Raw genomic sequence first — 18,942 nt, 5'->3', positions numbered from 1 at the left:
AAAACAGGCTCAGACAGCCCGCAGTCTTCATGCATTATTGTGCGGTTCAGGAACCGAAGTTCAGGCTCCTGAAAGAAATTACGTCAGCCACCGGCTCAGGCGCGGTGAACTATACTTAGCCAGACTCAGGCACGTACTTGTCTGTTTATCTGTTCTGAACAATCCAGGAGAGCACATGCAGGCACCCGGTATTCCTGACAATGAAGAACAGAGGCTGAAGTCCCTGTATATTACCGGCCTTCTTGATACACGTGACGATGAGCGTTTTGAGCGCCTGACGCGGCTGGCCCGCAAAGTCTTCCAGGTCCCGGTGGCCCTGATAAGCCTGCTGGATCGCGAGCGCCAGTGGCTCCTCGCCTGCCAGGGCGTCGGCGTGCGCGAGACCCCGCGTAACATCTCCTTCTGCGGGCACGCCATTCTGCAGGAGGGCCCCTTCATCATTCACGACGCCGCTGCCGATGCGCGGTTTCACGACAATCCCCTGGTCACCGGTGAGCCCCACATCCGGTTCTATGCAGGCCTGCCGGTGAGCCTGCCGGACGGTACGGTGGCCGGCACGCTGTGCCTGATCCACACGTCACCCCGTGACTTCACGGATGAGGACATTGCGTCCCTCCGGGATCTGGCCTGCATCGTGGAGCACGAATTCCAGGCCGTCAGCCTGGCCATGACGGACAGCCTGACGGGTATTCCCAACCGGCGCGGGTTTTACTACGTAGGAGATAAACTCTTCAGCGCAATGAACCGGCAGGATGCGTCGTTCAGCCTCATCTATTTCGATCTGGACAGGTTCAAACCGGTTAACGATCTCTGGGGACACGCTGAGGGTGACGAGGTGCTGAAGATCTTTGCCGGCTTTTTACATCAGCACCTCGAACCGGGCGAAATTGCTGGCCGCCTCGGCGGGGATGAGTTTGTCGTCCTTCTCCGTCGGGACGACGACACCGGCTCTTTTCTTGACGCACTGGGTGCCAGCCTGGATCATTACAATGACACCTCGGGTAAACCCTACAATATCAATTATTCCTTTGGCGAGCTGATTAATAACGCAGATCAGTATGCGACGCTGGCGGAGATGATCGGCAAATGTGACGAAGTGATGTACCTGAAGAAAAAACGAAAGACCCTGTCACAGAAAACGGAACCGTGACTCGTCTCTTACCGCTGAACCCGTTACAAGGCACCGGGGTTCAGCCGGATGACAAGAACATCATTTTTGACACAAAAATGCGCAAGTCATTTTTAGTTGCTTCAAGAGCAATAATGCATAATTCGCAATAGTTTACGTACATTTCTGCTTTATTTGCACCAGTCTCTCTTTTTCTTTCCTGAGATCCGAAAAATACCAAAGTCGGATCTCCAGACTACAGCTGGGTTATTTTGGCTAACATGCCGGAGATGGAAGCAGGGGAGTAAGCTGATATAATGATGTAAGAACAAATCTTACATAATGAAACGGAGGGGTTATGACCCGTACGATGACGGTGGACGTGGGTGATGAGCTGCGCGAATATATCGATTCCCTGGTTAAGGCCGGTGATTACCGTACCCAGAGCGAAGTCATGCGAGACGCGCTGCGTCTTCTGCGCGAGAAGCAGGCTGAATCACGCATTCAGGAACTGCGCGACCTCCTGGCCGAAGGGATCAGCAGCGGCGAGGCGAAACCATGGAACAAGGATGCCTTCCTGAATAATGTCAGGGCCAGGGTGGCAAATGAAAGAGATTGAGCTGACACCGAAAGCTGAAGAAGATCTGGAATCAATCTGGGACTACAGCTTTCGGCAGTTCGGGACTGTTCAGGCGGATGCGTATATCGGGCGTATAGCCGCAGTGTTTAATGTGCTGGCCATGCATGACATCGGCACGCATCGCGCGGAGCTGGGAGAAGATATCTGCTCGCTGCCGGTGGAACAGCACATGATCTATTTTGTGTCATCACATTCGGTGGTTACGATCATACGTATTCTCAGCCAGTCTCAGGATACGGCGCGGCATGAACCCTGGAGATAACTGAATGGATAAAATCACAATTAAATCAAACACTTAGTTCGTGCAATCTATCTTATGTTAAATGAAAGAAAAATAATTGAGAAAACATGCGGTCCTACTATGCCAAGCAAACTAAACAGAATAATTCTTTTGTATCAAAATCCGGGTTGCCCCCGGATTTTGATAGTCCGTTAAATATTATTCAGTGGTATCTTTTACTGTGAAAGCAGGCATTTCACCATAGTCTACTTTCAAACCCTTAAGTCTTTGTACTAAGGCATTTGTTATATCCATTTGTTCATCTGCTGAAACAACTGAAGTACGTAATAATATAACACTACAACCCCCTTCTTTGCGCATCTTTTCTATTTCTTCCAGGATGACTTTAAGCGAACTCAATCGAGCTAAATGTTTACTTTGTTCTAAAACAATCCCCATTTTTACAGCATCTGCCTTTCGCGCTTCCTCTGCTTTTTCCGGCGATAGCTTATCATATTCCTTTTTTGATTTATCCATAGCATCCTGCATTGTTCTAATAATGCTATCAACCCTCTCTTTTTCCTGAATTGCAATTTCACTTGAGGTAAATGCTTTTGGTAAATCAATCAATGCAATATTTGCGTGACTTTCACTACGATTATCATCACAACCACTCAAAATAAAAGCAATAAACGTTACTAAAGAAAATAATTTAAAAATATTCATACTAAATCTCTTTTCGATTTTGGCAGGCTCTATACGAGCCTGCCAGCTTCCTGATTAGAAGTTAACCTTAATACCCAGCATTGCACTGGAGTCACTGTAACCCTTATCGCCGATTTGCTGTGCAACGTTACCCCAGACATTTACATTACGGGAAACTTGTCCTTCCACACCGGCCTTGAGTTCTCCTATGTTTTTAGTACCTGCCTGCTCGATCTTCACATCATTCAGACGGGTACCAAAGGTCTTGGTATTATGTATCCAGTTAGCTTCGACAAATGGTTCAAATGTTTTTTCCTTACCTTTATCTAAGGTACTACGCCCTTTAATAAAGGCTCTAACACCGAGACGAGTCTGGATGTTACCCTTTCCTTCTGCTGTAACTTTTGTGCCATTTGCTTCATGGTGGTCATCGGCATCAACACCCATCCATGTAATCTGTGCTTTCGGCTGGATAAAGTACTGCTGGTCTTTATCGCGCTCGCCAGTTTTCCAGGTATAACCAGCCTCAATCGACGTGGTAAAACCTTTAGATTTATAACTTTCTGACGATAATGACTCACCCTTTACATCATTGTCGAACCAGTTATACAACCCCCACATATCGACATAGGCTCCGGTATGGTCAATGCTGTCCTGTAGCCAGGTAGCATAAACACCTGCGCTATAACCACTGATACTACCGTCTGCACGATAATGTGTGACATCACTACGTGTATTACTCTTCTGGTTGGCATACCCAGCCATTACTCCCAAATGGAAACGATCATCTTTATTTGAGGACCATTGCGCAATGTCTCCCCCAATTTGCATGACATAGCGGTTAGATTGAGTACTTAACTGTCCGCTGCTGTCCTTGCTGCGCGTATGGCCTCCCACATTTCGCATCCACATACTGGTGACTTTATCCTCTCCGGTCAGAGCATCTACATAGTGTGTCTCACCAAGACGGTCATGCAGTCTGGAGCTAAATAATGTGTTCGCCGCAGCCATATTAGCGGAATAAATACCCGCTTCAGGCCTGCTTACCGGTTCCGGTGAAGGTTTAGGATCTGGTTTACCGCCAGCGCCAGGTATACCACCATTTTCACCCGGCTTTTCCGGTTCCGGAGTTGGCTCAGGTTCAACAACCGTGTTAGTAAGGAACCAGTTACCAGCTTGATCAGCCTGACCTCGAACAAGGGAATATTCATACGCACCAGCTACAATGCGGCCTTTTTGTGCAAAATGACCATCCGATGCTCCGTCAACGTGGATCACTTCGATACCATTGATAGTCTCATCACCGGTTCCCCCTGCATTGTTAACCACAACGTCGGTTGTACCACTTGTATTCCCTTCAATAACCAACTTGTCAGTCAAAGAGTCATCATTACCCAGCTTGGTTTGCATGAAGATGGTACCAGCATCTCCTTTGTAATCGCCTTTAATCAGAAGCGTATTCCCAGCATTGTCTCCCTGCTGAGAAATAAGCACTGAGCCCTTGTTGGTGAATTCATTTCCAACAGAAAAAATCCTGCCAGGATTACTGCCAAAGTATCGAGTATCCGAGTCCGCTTTCAATGCTCCCACAACGAACGAACCAGCGTTATTCACATCGCCAGACGTGCTTCCAAACCCTCCAAAAGTACCGTTTTCAGCAATGTTTACGGCCTTTGATAAAAGGTCGACTTTTTCATTTTCGCTACCGATTTGCAAACCACCGTTTTCAACAGTTGTAATACCTGTGAATTTCGACGCATTGCCAGTCAGTTGCAAAATGCCATTGCCAAGTTTAGACAAAGAGCCGCTTCCTGAAATAAAGTTTTTAACTTTCCAGTCGTTGTTAGTGTTGAAAGTGATATCACCGCTGTTTTCAACACTGGCTTCTCCAAGGTTATTTACTGAATGAACAGTAACCTTACTGTTTTCTTCAATATTAAACACACCACTGAATGCGTCGTTTTTACCGTTCAGGTCTATATCGCCAGAGTTAATGATACTCACTAGTCCACTTCCAGTGAGTGTATTTGCAAATATCCCTTTGGAGCCATCTAAAGAAAGCTCTCCAGCATTATTAATATCGCCATCACCTAAACCTTTAACGTGTCTGACTACAGCTTTAGCAGCAGTGTTTACTGACGTTTTGCCATGATAGCCTTCGTTTGAAGAAGTTATATTCAATACTCCCCCAGTTAATTCGAGCACACCATTACCTTCAAGCGATCCATTAACGGTACCGCCACTGCTAATGGTCAAATGACCCGTATCCACATCTGTAACCGAACCAGAGGCAGTGTTGAGGCTACCTATGACTTGTTTGTGGCCGTCCATTTTAACCATAGTACCAGCCATCTGACGCAGTTCAGCTGTATTACCTAACACATTGTCATTTGCCATCAATAAGTTACCGGCACTTACTTCTGTAACTCCCGTATAGTCATTCCCGCCATTGGAAAGGCTTACTGTCTGACCGTCAGCGTTAATTATCAGATCGCCGTCCCCTGTAACTTTCGCCCTCAGATCTGTTTGAAGCCCTTTTGCGTCTAATGATGCTGTTAATGTCAGCGCGTTGCCGCCTGTATTCAGGAGCTCAATTTCTTTAAGTCCATAACCTATGTATAAACCATCACTATTAATACCGTCACGGCTGCTGACCATCTGGTAGTCATACACTCCACGAGCAACTTCCTGGCCATTTTGTACAATAGCGAAGTCTTGACTGTCGCTAATAACTTGGTTTTTTTCGTCAATTAACTGCAACTGGCCGCCAGTCCCCTTCACCGTTCCCTTTGCGTTAACAAGAGAGATCAGAGACGTAGCATCATCTTGCTCCAGAAGGGGCTTACGCGTATCTATAGCAGGGATATCATTGATGACGCTTGCAGGCATCGCCATCTTTATCGTTCCCTCACGACTGATATCAAGAACACCCTCCGCAGATGTAGTAATCGTATTTTCAGCGTTCATATCACCCGGAGTCACTGTCCCAAATACCAGTGTGCCTCCGTCGATTTTTAACCCGCCAATTTCCTGATTTCCTCGTCCAACAGTAGTAGTGTTATCCTTTTCAGAAGACAATGTGGCCTGTGAAAGCGCTGATGTATTGTAATCCTCAAGATGGAACGTGCTTTTCCCAAGTTTAACTAAACCTTTAAATTGGTTTCCTGCCTGCATACCCAGATCAAAGGCAGATTGAGCTGTATCCAGAACGACGGACAGCACTCCTTTACCTGTCAGCTCATGATTGAACGCGAAGTCCCCTGTCTGCACCGGATTGATTGCAAGCTCGCTTCCAGCTTCGATATCAACACTGCCAGCTCCTGAACCATCATTGGTCAAACGAAAATCATCTTTCATTAACACTGTCGACATGTTCTTGAGCTTAACTTTCTCAAAACGTCTTAGTTTTTCTGCATCACTCACAGTATGGTAAGTATTGTCGAAAATGAGTTCATCCTCATTTCCTGTTCCTGCATCCAGAGACATGTATGTTGCCTCCTTACCTTCAGTACCATCCTTAATAACGAACATATTTCGACCGGTATTTTTACTCATGCCCGTTTGCACACTGTCGACATGTGCATTACCGATAATAGAGATGAAATTATCGCCGTTACCAGACTGAGCATTACCCCAGAAATGGCTGTTATTCTCAAAGCTGAAGGTGTTGTTACCATCGTCAGCAGTCAACTGGCTTAATATATCCCCATGGTTAACAAGAGTATTGTTTCCGCCACCAAGAGTGATACGCCCTTCTATTTTCGCATTCTGAGCATTTAGCAGAGTGGTGTCTGTCGAACTATCAAAACGCATGGCCGTCTGAGCATCAGATTTCGCTTTAATTAAACCAGTATTCACAAAAGTACTGACCCGTGAAGCATCGACCACATCATGCGTATAGGACTCAGAAACCAGCTTGCCACTCTGAATGACTTCCCCCCCTTTGCCGGTAATAACCAAGGCTGAGCCACCTGTATTCTTTTCAACATTAACACTTGCGCCAGTCTTGATCATCACTCCACCAGTAGTGTTAAACAGGATGCCAGTCCCTTCATCACTCTTCAGATTAACAATCAAATCCTGCGAATCGGACATGTCAAAGCTACCGGAAGTTTCAGATCCGTCTGCTTTCTGGAATGCCAGGCCAATACCTTTGCCATCAACATTGATAACGCCACTGTTTGTTTTAGACAATGAAGTTGCCGTACGAACTGCATTACCGTCAGAAACATTTATAGTTGTCGATTCCAGTTTAATGTCACTAATTTCTGCAGCGTTTTCGATACCGTTACCCGTTGCGCCTGGTGCATTAACGTCGATGCGGGCACCATTAACTTTGAGTCCTTTAGCCCCTTCAGCAATCAAAACACCATGCGCGGTTCCCTGGCCTTCAACACGACCAATACCACTTCCCTGAAGATCAAGACTCGCATTGGTGCCAAGCTTTATCGCAGCCTCTCCATTTGTTGCAATAATGCTGCCACCAGTACTATTTACTAAAGCATTTTCGCCCTCAACATATACTGCAATACCGTTGACTGCGATAGTACTCGCACTATTTTGCAGAGCCCCATTCAGTACCTTAACACCCGTGTTATTCATTCCTGTAGTGAAATCAATGAGTCCATTGTTAACAAGCAGTCCTGCATCACGAGAGATGAATCCGGTAGCATTATTTAATGGAGAAGTGATATTTGCATTATTTGTTAAAGTTGAACCGGTATGCGTGGATACAACCTTTCCTTCAAGATCGTACTCATTACCGTCAACAGTCCCTACGATGGCACCATCACCGACAAGTTCTACAGAGACGCCATTTTCGATCGTACCTTTAGCACCACCGGCAATGTAAATACCCTGTGCATCTTCTCCCAGAATCTGTAAATCACTCCCGGCAGATGCTTTGATCTGGGTTCCGGAACCAGTGGCCCAAATACCTTTAGACTCTTTACCGGAAGTCCGAATTTGAATGACACCAGACTGACTTGCGCCATCTTCAATACGGAAAAGGGTTGAACGCAGTCCTGTTGCATCAAGTACCAGGCCATTAGGTATCGAGGTGCGAATCTCAGATCCTGCACCTGCAATACGAAAACCGATTTGCTCACTTATTGTTCCATCGCCAGTTTCAAAAACGGGAAGTGCACTACCCGCGAGATTTACTAGCCCTCCATTAAGCGCTTCGACGCCGACGGAACCCTGTCCCTTTAACTCAATGTTACCGGCTGTCATATTTACAACGACACCATTACCAGATGCACGTATACCGGTCGTACGGTTGGCATTATCGCCACCTGAAAGTATAAGATCACCAGTGTTGTTTATTGTCGTTTGCTTGGCAGAACCAGATGTTTCTGCAATTAATCCAACCCCTCCGTTTGCAAGAACTATCGAGCCGGTATTGATACCTGTCGATCCGTCCTGCACACGAATACCAAAAGTATTATCTCCGGTAAAATTGATGTTACCGATATTGTTTAATGTCGCTCCATTTCGAGCGATATATCCCGTAACTTTATCTTCATCAGACCGAAGATCAGCACTGGCCTCAAGAAGCGTTGAGGTATCATTGGCATTAATGACTGAACCGTTAATGTCATGGCCATTGCCATCGGCAATACCGGCGACAGCGCTGGAGTTGTTCAGATTTATTGATGCAGATTTCTCTACAAAGCCTTTGGCTCCTCCTTCAATAACAACACCAGTCGCCCCTTCACCCTGCAAATTGATGTTCATACCGCCAGACAAAAATGTTGAATTTTTTCCGGTAGCTAATACTGCCAGCGAGTTTTTACCCGAAGCAGCTAATTCATTCACCGAACCATTTGTACCAGTGAAAGAAGCACCATTACCCACCCTGAACAGGGTGGAACCTTCAGTGGCTGCATCCATGGTACCCGTACCGATATTATTTATAGACGCACCTTCTCCGTAAACGTAGAAACCAATCTGGTTTTTCCCGTCTACGAATTCGACCCGTCCCTCTTCGGAAAGGTCAATATGGCTTTTATTTCTCGCATGCAAACCGATTGCACCGTCACCCACAAGTTTAATGACCCCACTGACATTAATTTTACTACCCTGCCCATCGGCCCAGCCACCGTAGTTACGTAACGGATTCGAATCATTTGCACCCTTAACTTCAATAACACCTGAAGAAACAACCTCCCCGGCACCTTCTACCAACAGACCGACACCGTTTACACCGTTAAGTTCGATCCGTCCGGTATTACTGATACCTTTAACACCGTTAGCATAGATGGCAATATTCTGAGCGGGAGAATCACCATCCTTACCATTAATCAGAATTTGACCACTATTAAGAATATCTACAATGCCAGTATCCTTCGCTTTTAAGGCATAACTACCCTGAACTTTCTCGCCCAGAACAATTGTGCCAGCGTTTTCAACTTTTCCTGATTTAGCTCCTACTGCTATTGCGACAGAACCCGGTGCAGAGTGAATGGCATTTCCATTTTGATCAATGCCAACAGTAATAAGGCCATTTTCTGTGTTAAGGAATGTGGAGCCATAATCTTTGATTGCTCCGGCCTGGGTTGCATTATCATATGCATCAACACGAACACCTTCTGTCACAGATGTAACATCATTAGCAATAGGTGCAGCAGTAAGATTGATTACACCATTGTTAATACCTGCTGCCCCTTCTCTGATCCACATCCCCAGATTAGAACCTGATGGTGTACGTCCCTCGATATTCCAAGGTCTGATATTGATAACACCATTATTTATAGCAAGCGTGCCCGCATTACTGGCCCACATACCAATACCCCGGGCAGTAGTACCGCCTGCACCTGCTCTGTTCCAAACGTTAAGAATGCCGTTATTAGTTAAATTTGCCCCAGACGCTGCGCGCATGGCTGTATTAACGACATCAATAACACCGTCATTCACACCCTTCGCTTTTTCAATAACATACATTAGCCCTGAATCAGGGGCGTAACCGGTTATCGTGGCATCTTTTGCAATTCGAACCGTACCGTTTTCCCCTCTTGAGTACATAAGCGTACGGGTTCCACCGGTTCCTTTATAAGCAGTTAAATCTAATTCGCCACCTTTACTGAGGTCTATTTCGTAGTCGTGTACAGTGGTAATTAATGCTTTTTTAAATTCTGCATCATAAGCAGAAGCATTTAGTCTCAGAGCTTTTAACTCTTCGACCAACCAGTTATTATAAGATTTAAGATCATCAACATTATTGATGGAATGAACACTTCCATCATATGCAGTGATATCCCCCGCATACGCAACAGAAGATATGGATTTATTGTATTTTGATGTTTCGTCTGTTAAACCTGCTACATTATACATCGAAACATTATTGCTCGACGTCCAGTTAACTGTGCTCGGATTACTTCCACGGCCATCTGCAAATACCAATTGTGTATTTTTAAACGAACCGACTATGTTTGCGTCCGTTGAGAAGTTAGCAACACCACCATTCTGATTTACAGTTAAGAATCGAGTGTTGTTATAAAAATCAGGACTCCCGTTAGGGACTAAAAAACGATCGGCAATATCTGTGCCTGCATCTTTCTGATTGAAATTTGAATTGTTATATATATTGACAGTAACTTTACCCACCGCAGGGTCATTAATGACCACAGTTGAGGATCTTGAGCCTGTATCAACTTTAAATAAACCTGTCAGATCATCCCCTTTTGCAAATCCATTATTAAGTGCATTTTGCATTGTTGTAGAGTTATATCCAGAAGCACCCGGAACCATCGTTAGAGGGCCACTAACATCCTGTGCTCCATTATCTCCAATAATAACCTGTCCATTAAGATTGTTATTTTTCTGTGGAGACCAGTTATCTGTCGTTGATGCGGCATAACCATCAGTAATCAAGCCGAAATTTAAAATTGCAGATACAATAAGAGCAGTAAGCGAATTTAACGTAAAAGTATTCGTGCGCTCTGAGCTGGAATCCGAAGCTTCACTTTTCGTTTTAGTTCTGCCACTGGTCAGTTCAGAGACCACATCGTAACGCTGTAAGTTAGCGTTCCATTTAACTTTGTAAATAGAATTCATTGTGTTTATCCAGGTAATTACTATTAACTAACAAAATAAAAGAATATACTTCCGAAAAGTATAATTGCCTTTTCTTCTGAATCTTGTTTTCAGAAATGCTTTATATCGCAAAGCATATGCCGTTTTACTGGCTATATTTTTTCTTTTGGCTATTTCGAATATACTCTTTCCTCTTGCATCAAGTTGACAAATTTGGCTTTCTCTTTCTGTAAGACAGGTTGACCCAGTTTTCGTATTGCGCCTTACTATTTTCAGCAACGTTAAAAAATCGCTTGATTTATTTTTCTTGGAAGTTATATAAATATTCCTGTTTTTTACATACAGTTTATCCATTGGCGTATTCACGCATACAATAATTGTACCTGGTTGATTAAATAAACTTTCTGTTAGTTGCCTGGTTATTGAATAATATTCAAGAGAAACGATGATGACATCGTTTTCATTAGCATTGTCACACAGGGAAATCGAAGGATTACATTGAAAAATATGGTTTAGCCTAACAATCTCAGTTCCCAATCCACTTAATGCATGTTTTATGCCATTTAAAAAAAATATGTCGTCAGATGAGATAATTACGGTCGGCATGTCACACCTGCAACATAAAACCTTGCAAAAAATTTTTCTTTGTTATCCGTAATTATACATTTTCGTTTCATTATGTCTTTTCTCACTAAAAAAAACCTCTATCTCATTAGCTCTCACTACATATCCTTTTCTTCCGACACGATAAAAAATTTCTTTTGTAAGACCAGCTTCAGATAAACGATTTCGCATCTCTCGCATTACCTGCCACAATCTGGCATTTGACGCCCTTAAGTTATGTTTCTCCCAGATATTATCCATTAATTCTTCATCACTGATTATTTCATTCTGAGAATTTTCCAGAAGATACTTAAGTAGATTCGCCATTGTTGTTCTCAGTTTGATGATTGGTCGTTCACGGCAATCAATACTAATCAGAATCTGCTCACTTACTAAATAAACAACCTCATTTGCAATGAGAAACCCTGCTGCATACATATTTGCCTGGGCAGATCCCCTTTCATTTTGTTCAGTGTTCATTTGTACTTTACCTAAAATTTACTTTTGAATGAAAGTGGCCACAGTATAGCCACATAAAAACAATGTGAAATACATGACTACCTTTAAAAAAAGCTCAAAACATATCTCTGCAGGCATTTCCTTTTGTAGAGCATTCTGCTTTTGAATCGTGTGGTTTTTACTTATTGATATTGGCTTGAGCTTTTATGTTTGTATTAGGAATCTACACTCACTATGTAAAATCATAATAATTTTATTCTGAATTTATCTTTATTTCAGATGACATATCTTTTTTTCAGCGTGCAGGTCCACCTCCTTCCCCACGACTCATGATTCTGGTCAATTTTTGATGCGATAATCTTATCAATAGAAACAACTAAACGATATAATATAATGATAAATTTCAATTTATAGGTATTTGTTCTTTTTTATGGTTTATATTAACTACTCAACGGGAAAAGTAACTAAATTGTTCTATTTTTATTGCTATGTGAAAACTGTTTTTTGGTGATGCGATGATCTTTATTATCGAGCAAGAAGTAGTGTATTCACCGGATGATGGGAAGATCAGCTGTCAGGGAGATTCAGAAGAAGAGTCAATCATACTTACACCGGTGCTGAACAGAATCCTACTAATCCTTGTTGAGAGACATGGGGAACTTGTCACACGGGACGAATTTTTAACATATGTATGGGATGATTTCGGGAAGAGTGGTTCAACCAATACCCTTATCCAGTATGTCAGTACGTTACGGAGAATTTTTGAACCCAAGTTTGATAAGGAATTTATAATCACCATTCCCAGACTGGGTTACATGCTAAACTCTGAAATTATGATAATTCAGCAGAATGAACTATCTTCTGAAACAAAAGCTAATGATTCTGATAATGAAGATCTGGCTGAATCAGCAGTTGTTTTAGAAAAAACAAGCGCTAAAACTATTGCATCCTATAAAAACTATTATTTTCTTCTGTCAATATTCGGGTTATGCCTGTCAGCTGTTGTATATATTTTATTTCCAACAAACACTCAGGAGTTAAGAATTTTAACGAATTATAAATCCTGCCCGGTATTCACTAACAACTCTTCTGAAAGCATGCAGTCTCTTGATGACTTTAATGATTATTTAAAATACTTCGAGATAAAATGCACTGGCACCGAAAAATTATTTTTCTTACGATATAATCACAACGCTTCTGGAGGTAATAAATACATTTTATCTGTATGTTCACCCTCATTAAAATCAGGTCAGTGTTTATCTTTTTCACGCGAGATGGCATCATGAACAATAAACTAATTACGATCTTGTCATTGTTCTTTTTCATACTGCTTATATCTTTTATGGTTTACATTTTTAATGTTGAGCATAGCCTGTCATGCACTGGTTCTATGACACAAAAAAAAATTTACCCGGACTATACAGTGTCATCTCAACTAAACCATTCCATATTTGAAACCACTGCATCTGGTTATGATACCATACAAGGAAATGTAATGGTTGATAATGATACGTATTCTGTTTCAAGAATCATAGAATACTCTGTCTCGCAGCCAGGAGCGTCATACCGGACTATCAAAATAAAATCAGTCAAGAAAACACATAAAGACAATTTGCCTGATGAAATCGCCAGTAAGTTCTTCCCTTATCTGTTAGATTTTAATGATGGTCTGATCAGACTGGACAGGATTTCAAAAAATTTATTTATTGTATCAACCCCTGCTGCACCTATTGTCCTGTGTTATAGTGATTAGTCTCCATAAAAATTTATTACTTTTTTATTTCCGCCCTTCTTTTTATAATGTCTCAGGAATATCGTTCGGAACCTGAGCGCCAGCCCTGACATGAAAGCCGTTAATCCTCCAGCCGCAGAACCGTGATCTATATTCAATCAGACCCAAACTCTTCTTATCTGCTTATGAAGTTGAACATCTCAGGTGATCACATGCAGGCACCCGATATTCCGGACAATGAAGAACAGAGGCTGAACCGGCCCTCTTGATACCCGTGACGATGAGCGTTTTGAACGCCTGACGCGGCTGGCCCGCAAAACCTTTCAGGTGCCGGTGGCCCTGATAAGCCTGCTGGATCGCGAGCGGCAGTGGCTCCTCGCCTGTCAGGGCGTCGGCGTGCGCCCCCCCCCCCGTAACATCTCGTTCTGCGGGCATGCCATTCTGCAGGAGGGGCCCTTCATTGTTCAAGACGCAGCTGCTGATGAGCGGTTCCGTGACAATCCCCTGGTCACCGGCAAGCCCCACATCCGGTTTTATGCCGGCCAGCCGGTGAGCCTGCCGGACGGCACGGTGGCCGGCACGCTGTGCCTGATCCACACGTCACCCCGCGCCTTCACGAACGAGAACATTGCGTCCCTCCGGAACCTGGCCTGCATTGTGGAGGACGAGTTTGAGGCCATCAGCATGGCCATGACGGACAGCCTGACGGGCATTCCCAACCGGCGCGGATTTTACCGCGCCGGCGAAAAACTCTTCCGCGCAATGAACCGGCAGGATGCGTCGTTCAGCCTCATCTATTTCGATCTGGACAGGTGCAAACCGGTTAACGATCTCTGGGGACACGCTGAAGGTGACGAGGTGCTGAAGATCTTTGCCGGCTTTTTACATCAGCACCTCGAACCGGGCGAAATAGCAGGCCGCCTCGGCGGGGATGAGTTTGCCGCCCTGATCCGGCGAAACGGCAATACCGGCTCTTATCTGCACGCGCTGAGTGCCAGTCTCGATCATTACAATGACACCTCAGGCAAGCCCTACAACATCAATTATTCCTTTGGCGAACTGATCAATAACGCAGACCGGTATACGACGCTGGAGGAGATGATCGGTAAATGTGACGAAGTGATGTACCTGAAGAAAAAACGAAAGACCCTGTCGCAGAAAACAGAACCGTGACGCTTTCCTTCCCGGCTGATCCCCTGATCCGGGGTTCAGCCGGACGGCAGGAACAATATATTTAACCTCAGGACATATAAAGTCATTTATATTTGCCTATGGGGCAATAATCCTCTTTCTCCCCTCCAGAGATCCGAAAAAAGGTTGTTCCGGATCTCCGCGAACCGCCCCGGTGCACAGTGGCCATGAAACACAATATGTGCCACTCCGTCAGCTGCGTTTTCTGCTATATATTGTGTCTCTGCCCTGCCCCGTGACCGGCAGCTCAGCACCGGAAAAGGGCGGTGTGGTTATTCCCTGACCGTGTTACACTTCCGGAAAGTTGAGATATGCCGGAAAGTCGGATCATCGCGAAACGGCCATCCAGTAATTTAACGACGTGGTTATATGACTGCTTATTATCTGCCTGAAAATAATGATGGAACGGGAAAATCCTGCATTGTGACTGTCAGGTGTGTGACTAGATGATGGTTTAGGCTTGGTAAAATTGCATTGCTAATTATTCAGATGAGGAAATGACATGTTTACTGCTTTCAATGACAGAAATGATTTCAGTTATGCCTTCGAAAAAATCCGCAACGCGATTTCCTCACCAGGAGAAAATAATTTTCATGCGGCCACTGACCTCGGCCTCAAGATTCTGCAGAAAAAGTACGAACTGTTCCGTCAGGAACTGGATGCGTCCGGTGAACTGGGTGACTGGGAATACGATCTCGATACCTACTTCCACTGTATTGCATCGCTGCAACACTATTTCACTGGTAATCCATCAGGAATGACCGAAAGGGATGCACGGATTTACAGCCACTACCTCCAGAGTGAACACAAAGGATTCGTGAAACTGGCTGAAGAACTGGCTGCTGAACGTTGATACAAGCCGAGGGCGGGATTTCTCAGTAAAGGAAGGATTATGTGTGATTTATGCAGGGCGGACGGGAATTACTTCCATACGCCGGAATGTGTGTATGACCAGCTGGTCAGTGAGTACCCCGTGATGTGGCTGCGGGACTCGACCTGGATCGGCGCCTGCTACACCCTCCGTGAACTGCTGTCGCCGGAAGGGATGGTGCTGGCCATACAGAACGCGCCTCCCGTGACGGGATGGCGGCTGCGTATGCGGTATAACGAGGCCACTGACGAAGAGATAGACCCGCAGCGCGGGGACTGTATTGAGCTGCTCTCCAGGGCGGACGCCCTGCTCGCCTTCCGGTCGTTGCGGGAAGGCACCGCATCAGCTTAAACGAACGGTCCACACAGCAACCCTTAAATCAGTAAACAGGAAACCAGATGAACAGAACCGATGATGAACCACAGACAGAAGCGGACGTGATGGCCACCGCTTTCAGCGCCATGCGCAAGTACGGCATGAATATCCTCACCGCCAGCCAGCATATGGATATTAATGCTTACGTGAAATCTGATCCGCGGATGCCGAGAAAGCGGCTGCGCCGCTACCTGGGCCAGTACGGTCTGCGCGGTGAGGCGCTGAACAGGGAGGTCAGGCGTATCGTTGCCGGACCAGAACGACGAGACAGCACGCTGCAGGAAGGGATTTACCATACGTGGCCCTATGGCTGGGAGCCAGCGGATTTCACGCCAATGATGAGGCGCATTTTCAAGGGAAAGCGCACCCGTCATGTGATGTTGTTTGATGAACTGCCTCAGTTGTTTGGCAAATTAGGATAAGCCGGAGTGAACCGGGAAATGATGGCTGCGCAGGCAGCCGGTGAGCTCGTAGAGCAGCTGCATGACAATGGAGGCATAAAATGATGCCAGCACTGCCAGGCCATAGCGGGGCCTTTTCCTCTGCTCAGTTGCCGGTGGCCATCGACTACCCGGCCGCGCTGGCCCTGCGCCAGATGGCGCTCGTTCAAGACGAACTGCCGAAATACCTGCTGGCGCCTGAAGTGAGCGCTCTGCTCCACTACGTGCCCGATCTGCACCGTAAGATGCTGCTGGCCACCCTGTGGAACACCGGCGCCCGTATTAACGAAGCACTGGCCCTGACCCGGAGTGATTTTTCGCTGGCACCGCCCTACCCGTTCGTGCAGCTGGCCACGCTCAAACAGCGGACCGAAAAAGCCACCAGAACGGCCGGCCGCGCTCCGGCCGGTAGCCAGACTCATCGTATAGTTCCACTTTCCGATCCGCAGTATGCCAGCCAGCTGGAAATGATGGTGGCCACCCTGAAAATTCCGCTGGAGCGCCGTAATAAACGCACCGGCAGGACCGAAAAGGCACGCATCTGGGAAATCACAGACAGAACGGTCAGGACCTGGATAAATGAAGCTGTTGATGCGGCTGCCGCCGACGGGGTGACGTTTTCGGTACCGGTAACCCCGCACACGTTCCGACACAGCTACGGGATGCACATGCTGTATGCCGGCATACCGCTGAAGGTGCTGCAGAGCCTGATGGGACACAAGTCAGTCAGTTCGACGGAGGTCTACACGAAGGTTTTTGCCCTTGATGTGGCGGCACGGTATCGAGTGCAATTTTCAATGGCAGAGGCTGATGCTGTTGCAATGCTGAAAATCAGATAACTGTATTTTTATAGCATTTACAGCCAGTAGTAACGAAACCCACTTGATCGATAATAAATTAATTTTGCGTTACGTGAAAACTGACAGGGTTACAGGGGGGTACCAGGTCGGAATTCACGTAGCGCACTTTACCTCTTCTTCATTATTTACCTTTTCGTTCCGATCCTGTTCATCCTGACATTACCCCATTTCACCAGAACGCATCTCACTGTTGCCGATAGCCCATGGGGTCGACTTTGCGACCGCGGGCGCACTCAGAAGGATGGACACCTTTACCGGCGCCACCCTGGCATACCTCTTCTCCTCCGAAGTGAAAGCCCTGCTCTTCTATATACCGGATCTGCGCCATTACATGCTGTTCTCCACTTTCTAGAACACTGGTGTTCGGATCGGTGAATCCCGGACGCTGACCCCGGAATCCTTTGATCTCGACGGGTTAAGACCCTTTGTGAAAATATCGGGCTCAGGGCATCCGGCCTGACGCACAATATTGACTGAGTGATGAAGGGACACATATCGCAGTGTAGATGTTCAGCAGTCTGCCCGCTCTTCCACACACCGCAGTCAATATCAATACCCCGGTAGGCGTATCCGCATATCGCAGTCAAGGTAGGCAAAACCTAAACGGGATGATGAATCAGTATAAATTGACTGTGGTATGCAGAACGCATACCACAGTCAACAAACCCTAAAGCGGCATACCTCAGTCATTTTCCGGTTTCACGCTGCCGAGCGCTTTTGCCAGTTTCTGTGGATCAATACCTGCAGCCTTCAGGGCTTTAATTACTTCGTCATAGTTCTGCTCAGGTACTTCCTCTTCCGGCTCACGGGGAACAACGACCTTGCTACTGATGAGTTTCGGATTACGATAATGCACGCTGAAGTAGGTGGCCCGGCCGCGTTTGAATTCGGTGTAATCCAGATAGCCGATATCCTTCAACTGCGCCATGGCTTTGCGCACCGTGTGGTTCTGCGTGTAGAGGTTAGACGTCAGGTTGAGTCTGTCTCGCATACGCTTCAAGGAGATTGGGGCCGGATTCTGTGGCAGGCTTTCGATGTAAGTATAGAGTGCCTGTGCGGACTCCTTGCGCTGCAGTGCATCGATGGCCTTCAGACGCAACAGGACCCGCCTGTCCATCTGATAAAGCTCAAAAAGCTTGGGCTCTGCCCTAATCTCCACAACATCAGCAGTGATGTCGTAATAGGCAGACTGAACTAGGTGCGTAGTCCACCCTTTCGTTTCACTCTGAAACTTGAGGGTTACGGATGCCAGCTTGAACAGGGAGTTGCTGATCCTGTCGCGCATTTTCTTGTTAGAGCGCCGGGAGTCAAAGCCACACATTTTAACGAACTCAACAAAAGACAGTTTGAGCGTGTCATCCTTGACGCCAAAATCATACATTGAACGGATGATCCCAAGCCAGACTTTGAAGTCCGTATCCATATCGAGGCGCGATCCGGTGATCCTGACATCGGTATACCCTTCACTCCGGGCAATGGACAGCTGTACGAGCTCCTCAGTCGCATCCGTGACGTTTTTGCGGTTCGCCTTACTCCTGGAAGTCGATTTCAGTGTAGGAACGAACAGACCAAGCCTCATGAGTGCAACAGGCTGAACAGTACTGGCGCTGTTGACATCCAGCTTAACAACTTCGCCCGTTGTCTTGTTGACCTCCTGAAGATTCAGGGGTAACTCATTATTTTCCATAGCCATTTCATTAACCC

The 18,942-nt window shown here is 45.9% G+C and carries 14 protein-coding genes and 2 pseudogenes; 11 read left to right on the top strand and 5 right to left on the bottom strand.

All coding sequences use genetic code 11. The annotated features are described in order from the left end of the window. Window positions 1–175: 175 nt before the first annotated feature. The 3 genes from ACMGGU_RS23865 to ACMGGU_RS23855 all read left to right on the top strand — a co-directional run bounded on the left by ACMGGU_RS23865 (window position 176) and on the right by ACMGGU_RS23855 (window position 2,010). A complete protein-coding gene (locus ACMGGU_RS23865; protein ID WP_420301039.1) occupies window positions 176–1,150 on the top strand; it encodes a diguanylate cyclase domain-containing protein in 975 nt (324 codons plus the stop codon). A 316-nt stretch (window positions 1,151–1,466) separates the two neighbouring features. Beyond that, the gene (locus ACMGGU_RS23860; RefSeq protein ID WP_420301038.1) at window positions 1,467–1,727 is read left to right on the top strand and encodes a type II toxin-antitoxin system ParD family antitoxin; all 261 of its coding nucleotides are present in this window, start codon (window positions 1,467–1,469) and stop codon (window positions 1,725–1,727) included. After that, a complete protein-coding gene (locus ACMGGU_RS23855) occupies window positions 1,714–2,010 on the top strand; it encodes a type II toxin-antitoxin system RelE/ParE family toxin (protein ID WP_420301037.1) in 297 nt (98 codons plus the stop codon). Before ACMGGU_RS23860 ends, ACMGGU_RS23855 begins: the two co-directional genes overlap by 14 nt. A 177-nt stretch (window positions 2,011–2,187) precedes the next feature. On the opposite strand, the gene ACMGGU_RS23850 is transcribed toward ACMGGU_RS23855, so the two are convergent. From ACMGGU_RS23850 to ACMGGU_RS23835, 4 genes are read right to left on the bottom strand one after another with little or no spacing between them, the layout of a single operon-like run. Continuing rightward, window positions 2,188–2,694 carry a hypothetical protein gene (locus tag ACMGGU_RS23850; RefSeq protein ID WP_420301036.1) on the bottom strand — a complete coding sequence of 169 codons (507 nt, stop codon included), beginning with the start codon at window positions 2,692–2,694 and terminating at the stop codon, window positions 2,188–2,190. A 54-nt stretch (window positions 2,695–2,748) separates the two neighbouring features. After that, window positions 2,749–10,728 carry an autotransporter outer membrane beta-barrel domain-containing protein gene (locus tag ACMGGU_RS23845; protein WP_420301035.1) on the bottom strand — a complete coding sequence of 2,660 codons (7,980 nt, stop codon included), beginning with the start codon at window positions 10,726–10,728 and terminating at the stop codon, window positions 2,749–2,751. A gap of 27 nt (window positions 10,729–10,755) precedes the next feature. Then, window positions 10,756–11,313 (bottom strand): helix-turn-helix transcriptional regulator, encoded by a 558-nt coding sequence (locus tag ACMGGU_RS23840; RefSeq protein ID WP_420301034.1) that lies wholly within the window; start codon window positions 11,311–11,313, stop codon window positions 10,756–10,758. A gap of 42 nt (window positions 11,314–11,355) precedes the next feature. Beyond that, entirely contained in the window at window positions 11,356–11,790 is a 435-nt protein-coding gene (locus ACMGGU_RS23835; protein WP_420301033.1) for a winged helix-turn-helix domain-containing protein, read from the bottom strand. 494 nt (window positions 11,791–12,284) lie between these two features. On the opposite strand from ACMGGU_RS23835, the gene ACMGGU_RS23830 reads away from it, so the two are divergent. The 8 genes and pseudogenes from ACMGGU_RS23830 to ACMGGU_RS23795 all read left to right on the top strand — a co-directional run. Beyond that, on the top strand, window positions 12,285–13,055 hold the full coding sequence (locus ACMGGU_RS23830) for a winged helix-turn-helix domain-containing protein (protein ID WP_420301032.1): 771 nt from the start codon (window positions 12,285–12,287) through the stop codon (window positions 13,053–13,055). Window positions 13,056–13,264: 209 nt separating this feature from the next. Further along, complete coding sequence (locus ACMGGU_RS23825; protein WP_420301031.1) at window positions 13,265–13,522, top strand: hypothetical protein; 258 nt, start codon at window positions 13,265–13,267, stop codon at window positions 13,520–13,522. Between the two features lie 191 nt (window positions 13,523–13,713). Further along, a pseudogene (locus tag ACMGGU_RS23820) lies at window positions 13,714–14,674 on the top strand (sensor domain-containing diguanylate cyclase). A 520-nt stretch (window positions 14,675–15,194) separates the two neighbouring features. Continuing rightward, entirely contained in the window at window positions 15,195–15,545 is a 351-nt protein-coding gene (locus ACMGGU_RS23815; protein ID WP_256460509.1) for a hypothetical protein, read from the top strand. Window positions 15,546–15,584: 39 nt separating this feature from the next. Continuing rightward, window positions 15,585–15,914 (top strand): hypothetical protein, encoded by a 330-nt coding sequence (locus tag ACMGGU_RS23810; RefSeq protein WP_420301030.1) that lies wholly within the window; start codon window positions 15,585–15,587, stop codon window positions 15,912–15,914. An 89-nt stretch (window positions 15,915–16,003) separates the two neighbouring features. Next, entirely contained in the window at window positions 16,004–16,360 is a 357-nt protein-coding gene (locus ACMGGU_RS23805; RefSeq protein ID WP_420301042.1) for a hypothetical protein, read from the top strand. Window positions 16,361–16,440: 80 nt separating this feature from the next. Continuing rightward, window positions 16,441–17,217, top strand: coding sequence for a site-specific integrase (locus ACMGGU_RS23800; protein WP_420301029.1), 777 nt, complete (start codon window positions 16,441–16,443; stop codon window positions 17,215–17,217). Window positions 17,218–17,404: 187 nt separating this feature from the next. Then, window positions 17,405–17,674, top strand: a pseudogene (locus tag ACMGGU_RS23795) (site-specific integrase); the annotation flags it as partial. A 246-nt stretch (window positions 17,675–17,920) separates the two neighbouring features. On the opposite strand, the gene ACMGGU_RS23790 reads toward ACMGGU_RS23795, so the two are convergent. Continuing rightward, entirely contained in the window at window positions 17,921–18,931 is a 1,011-nt protein-coding gene (locus ACMGGU_RS23790) for a RepB family plasmid replication initiator protein (RefSeq protein WP_048242205.1), read from the bottom strand. Between the last annotated feature and the right edge of the window lie 11 nt (window positions 18,932–18,942).

This window comes from Enterobacter sp. BNK-8, from assembly GCF_048685095.1.
Classification (GTDB): Bacteria; Pseudomonadota; Gammaproteobacteria; order Enterobacterales; family Enterobacteriaceae; genus Enterobacter; species Enterobacter quasiroggenkampii.
Note: the sequence above shows the minus strand (reverse complement) of the source record. Positions and strands in the feature narration are given on the sequence as shown.

Excerpts from the sequence above, each read along its gene's own strand:
- ACMGGU_RS23865 (WP_420301039.1), top strand. The coding sequence starts at position 176 with ATGCAGGCACCCGGTATTCCTGACAATGAAGAACAGAGGCTGAAGTCC.
- ACMGGU_RS23860 (WP_420301038.1), top strand. The coding sequence starts at position 1,467 with ATGACCCGTACGATGACGGTGGACGTGGGTGATGAGCTGCGCGAATAT.
- ACMGGU_RS23855 (WP_420301037.1), top strand. The coding sequence starts at position 1,714 with ATGAAAGAGATTGAGCTGACACCGAAAGCTGAAGAAGATCTGGAATCA.
- ACMGGU_RS23850 (WP_420301036.1), bottom strand. The coding sequence starts at position 2,694 with ATGAATATTTTTAAATTATTTTCTTTAGTAACGTTTATTGCTTTTATT.
- ACMGGU_RS23845 (WP_420301035.1), bottom strand. The coding sequence starts at position 10,728 with ATGAATTCTATTTACAAAGTTAAATGGAACGCTAACTTACAGCGTTAC.
- ACMGGU_RS23840 (WP_420301034.1), bottom strand. The coding sequence starts at position 11,313 with ATGCCGACCGTAATTATCTCATCTGACGACATATTTTTTTTAAATGGC.
- ACMGGU_RS23835 (WP_420301033.1), bottom strand. The coding sequence starts at position 11,790 with ATGAACACTGAACAAAATGAAAGGGGATCTGCCCAGGCAAATATGTAT.
- ACMGGU_RS23830 (WP_420301032.1), top strand. The coding sequence starts at position 12,285 with ATGATCTTTATTATCGAGCAAGAAGTAGTGTATTCACCGGATGATGGG.
- ACMGGU_RS23825 (WP_420301031.1), top strand. The coding sequence starts at position 13,265 with ATGGTTGATAATGATACGTATTCTGTTTCAAGAATCATAGAATACTCT.
- ACMGGU_RS23815 (WP_256460509.1), top strand. The coding sequence starts at position 15,195 with ATGTTTACTGCTTTCAATGACAGAAATGATTTCAGTTATGCCTTCGAA.
- ACMGGU_RS23810 (WP_420301030.1), top strand. The coding sequence starts at position 15,585 with ATGTGTGATTTATGCAGGGCGGACGGGAATTACTTCCATACGCCGGAA.
- ACMGGU_RS23805 (WP_420301042.1), top strand. The coding sequence starts at position 16,004 with ATGGCCACCGCTTTCAGCGCCATGCGCAAGTACGGCATGAATATCCTC.
- ACMGGU_RS23800 (WP_420301029.1), top strand. The coding sequence starts at position 16,441 with ATGATGCCAGCACTGCCAGGCCATAGCGGGGCCTTTTCCTCTGCTCAG.
- ACMGGU_RS23790 (WP_048242205.1), bottom strand. The coding sequence starts at position 18,931 with ATGGCTATGGAAAATAATGAGTTACCCCTGAATCTTCAGGAGGTCAAC.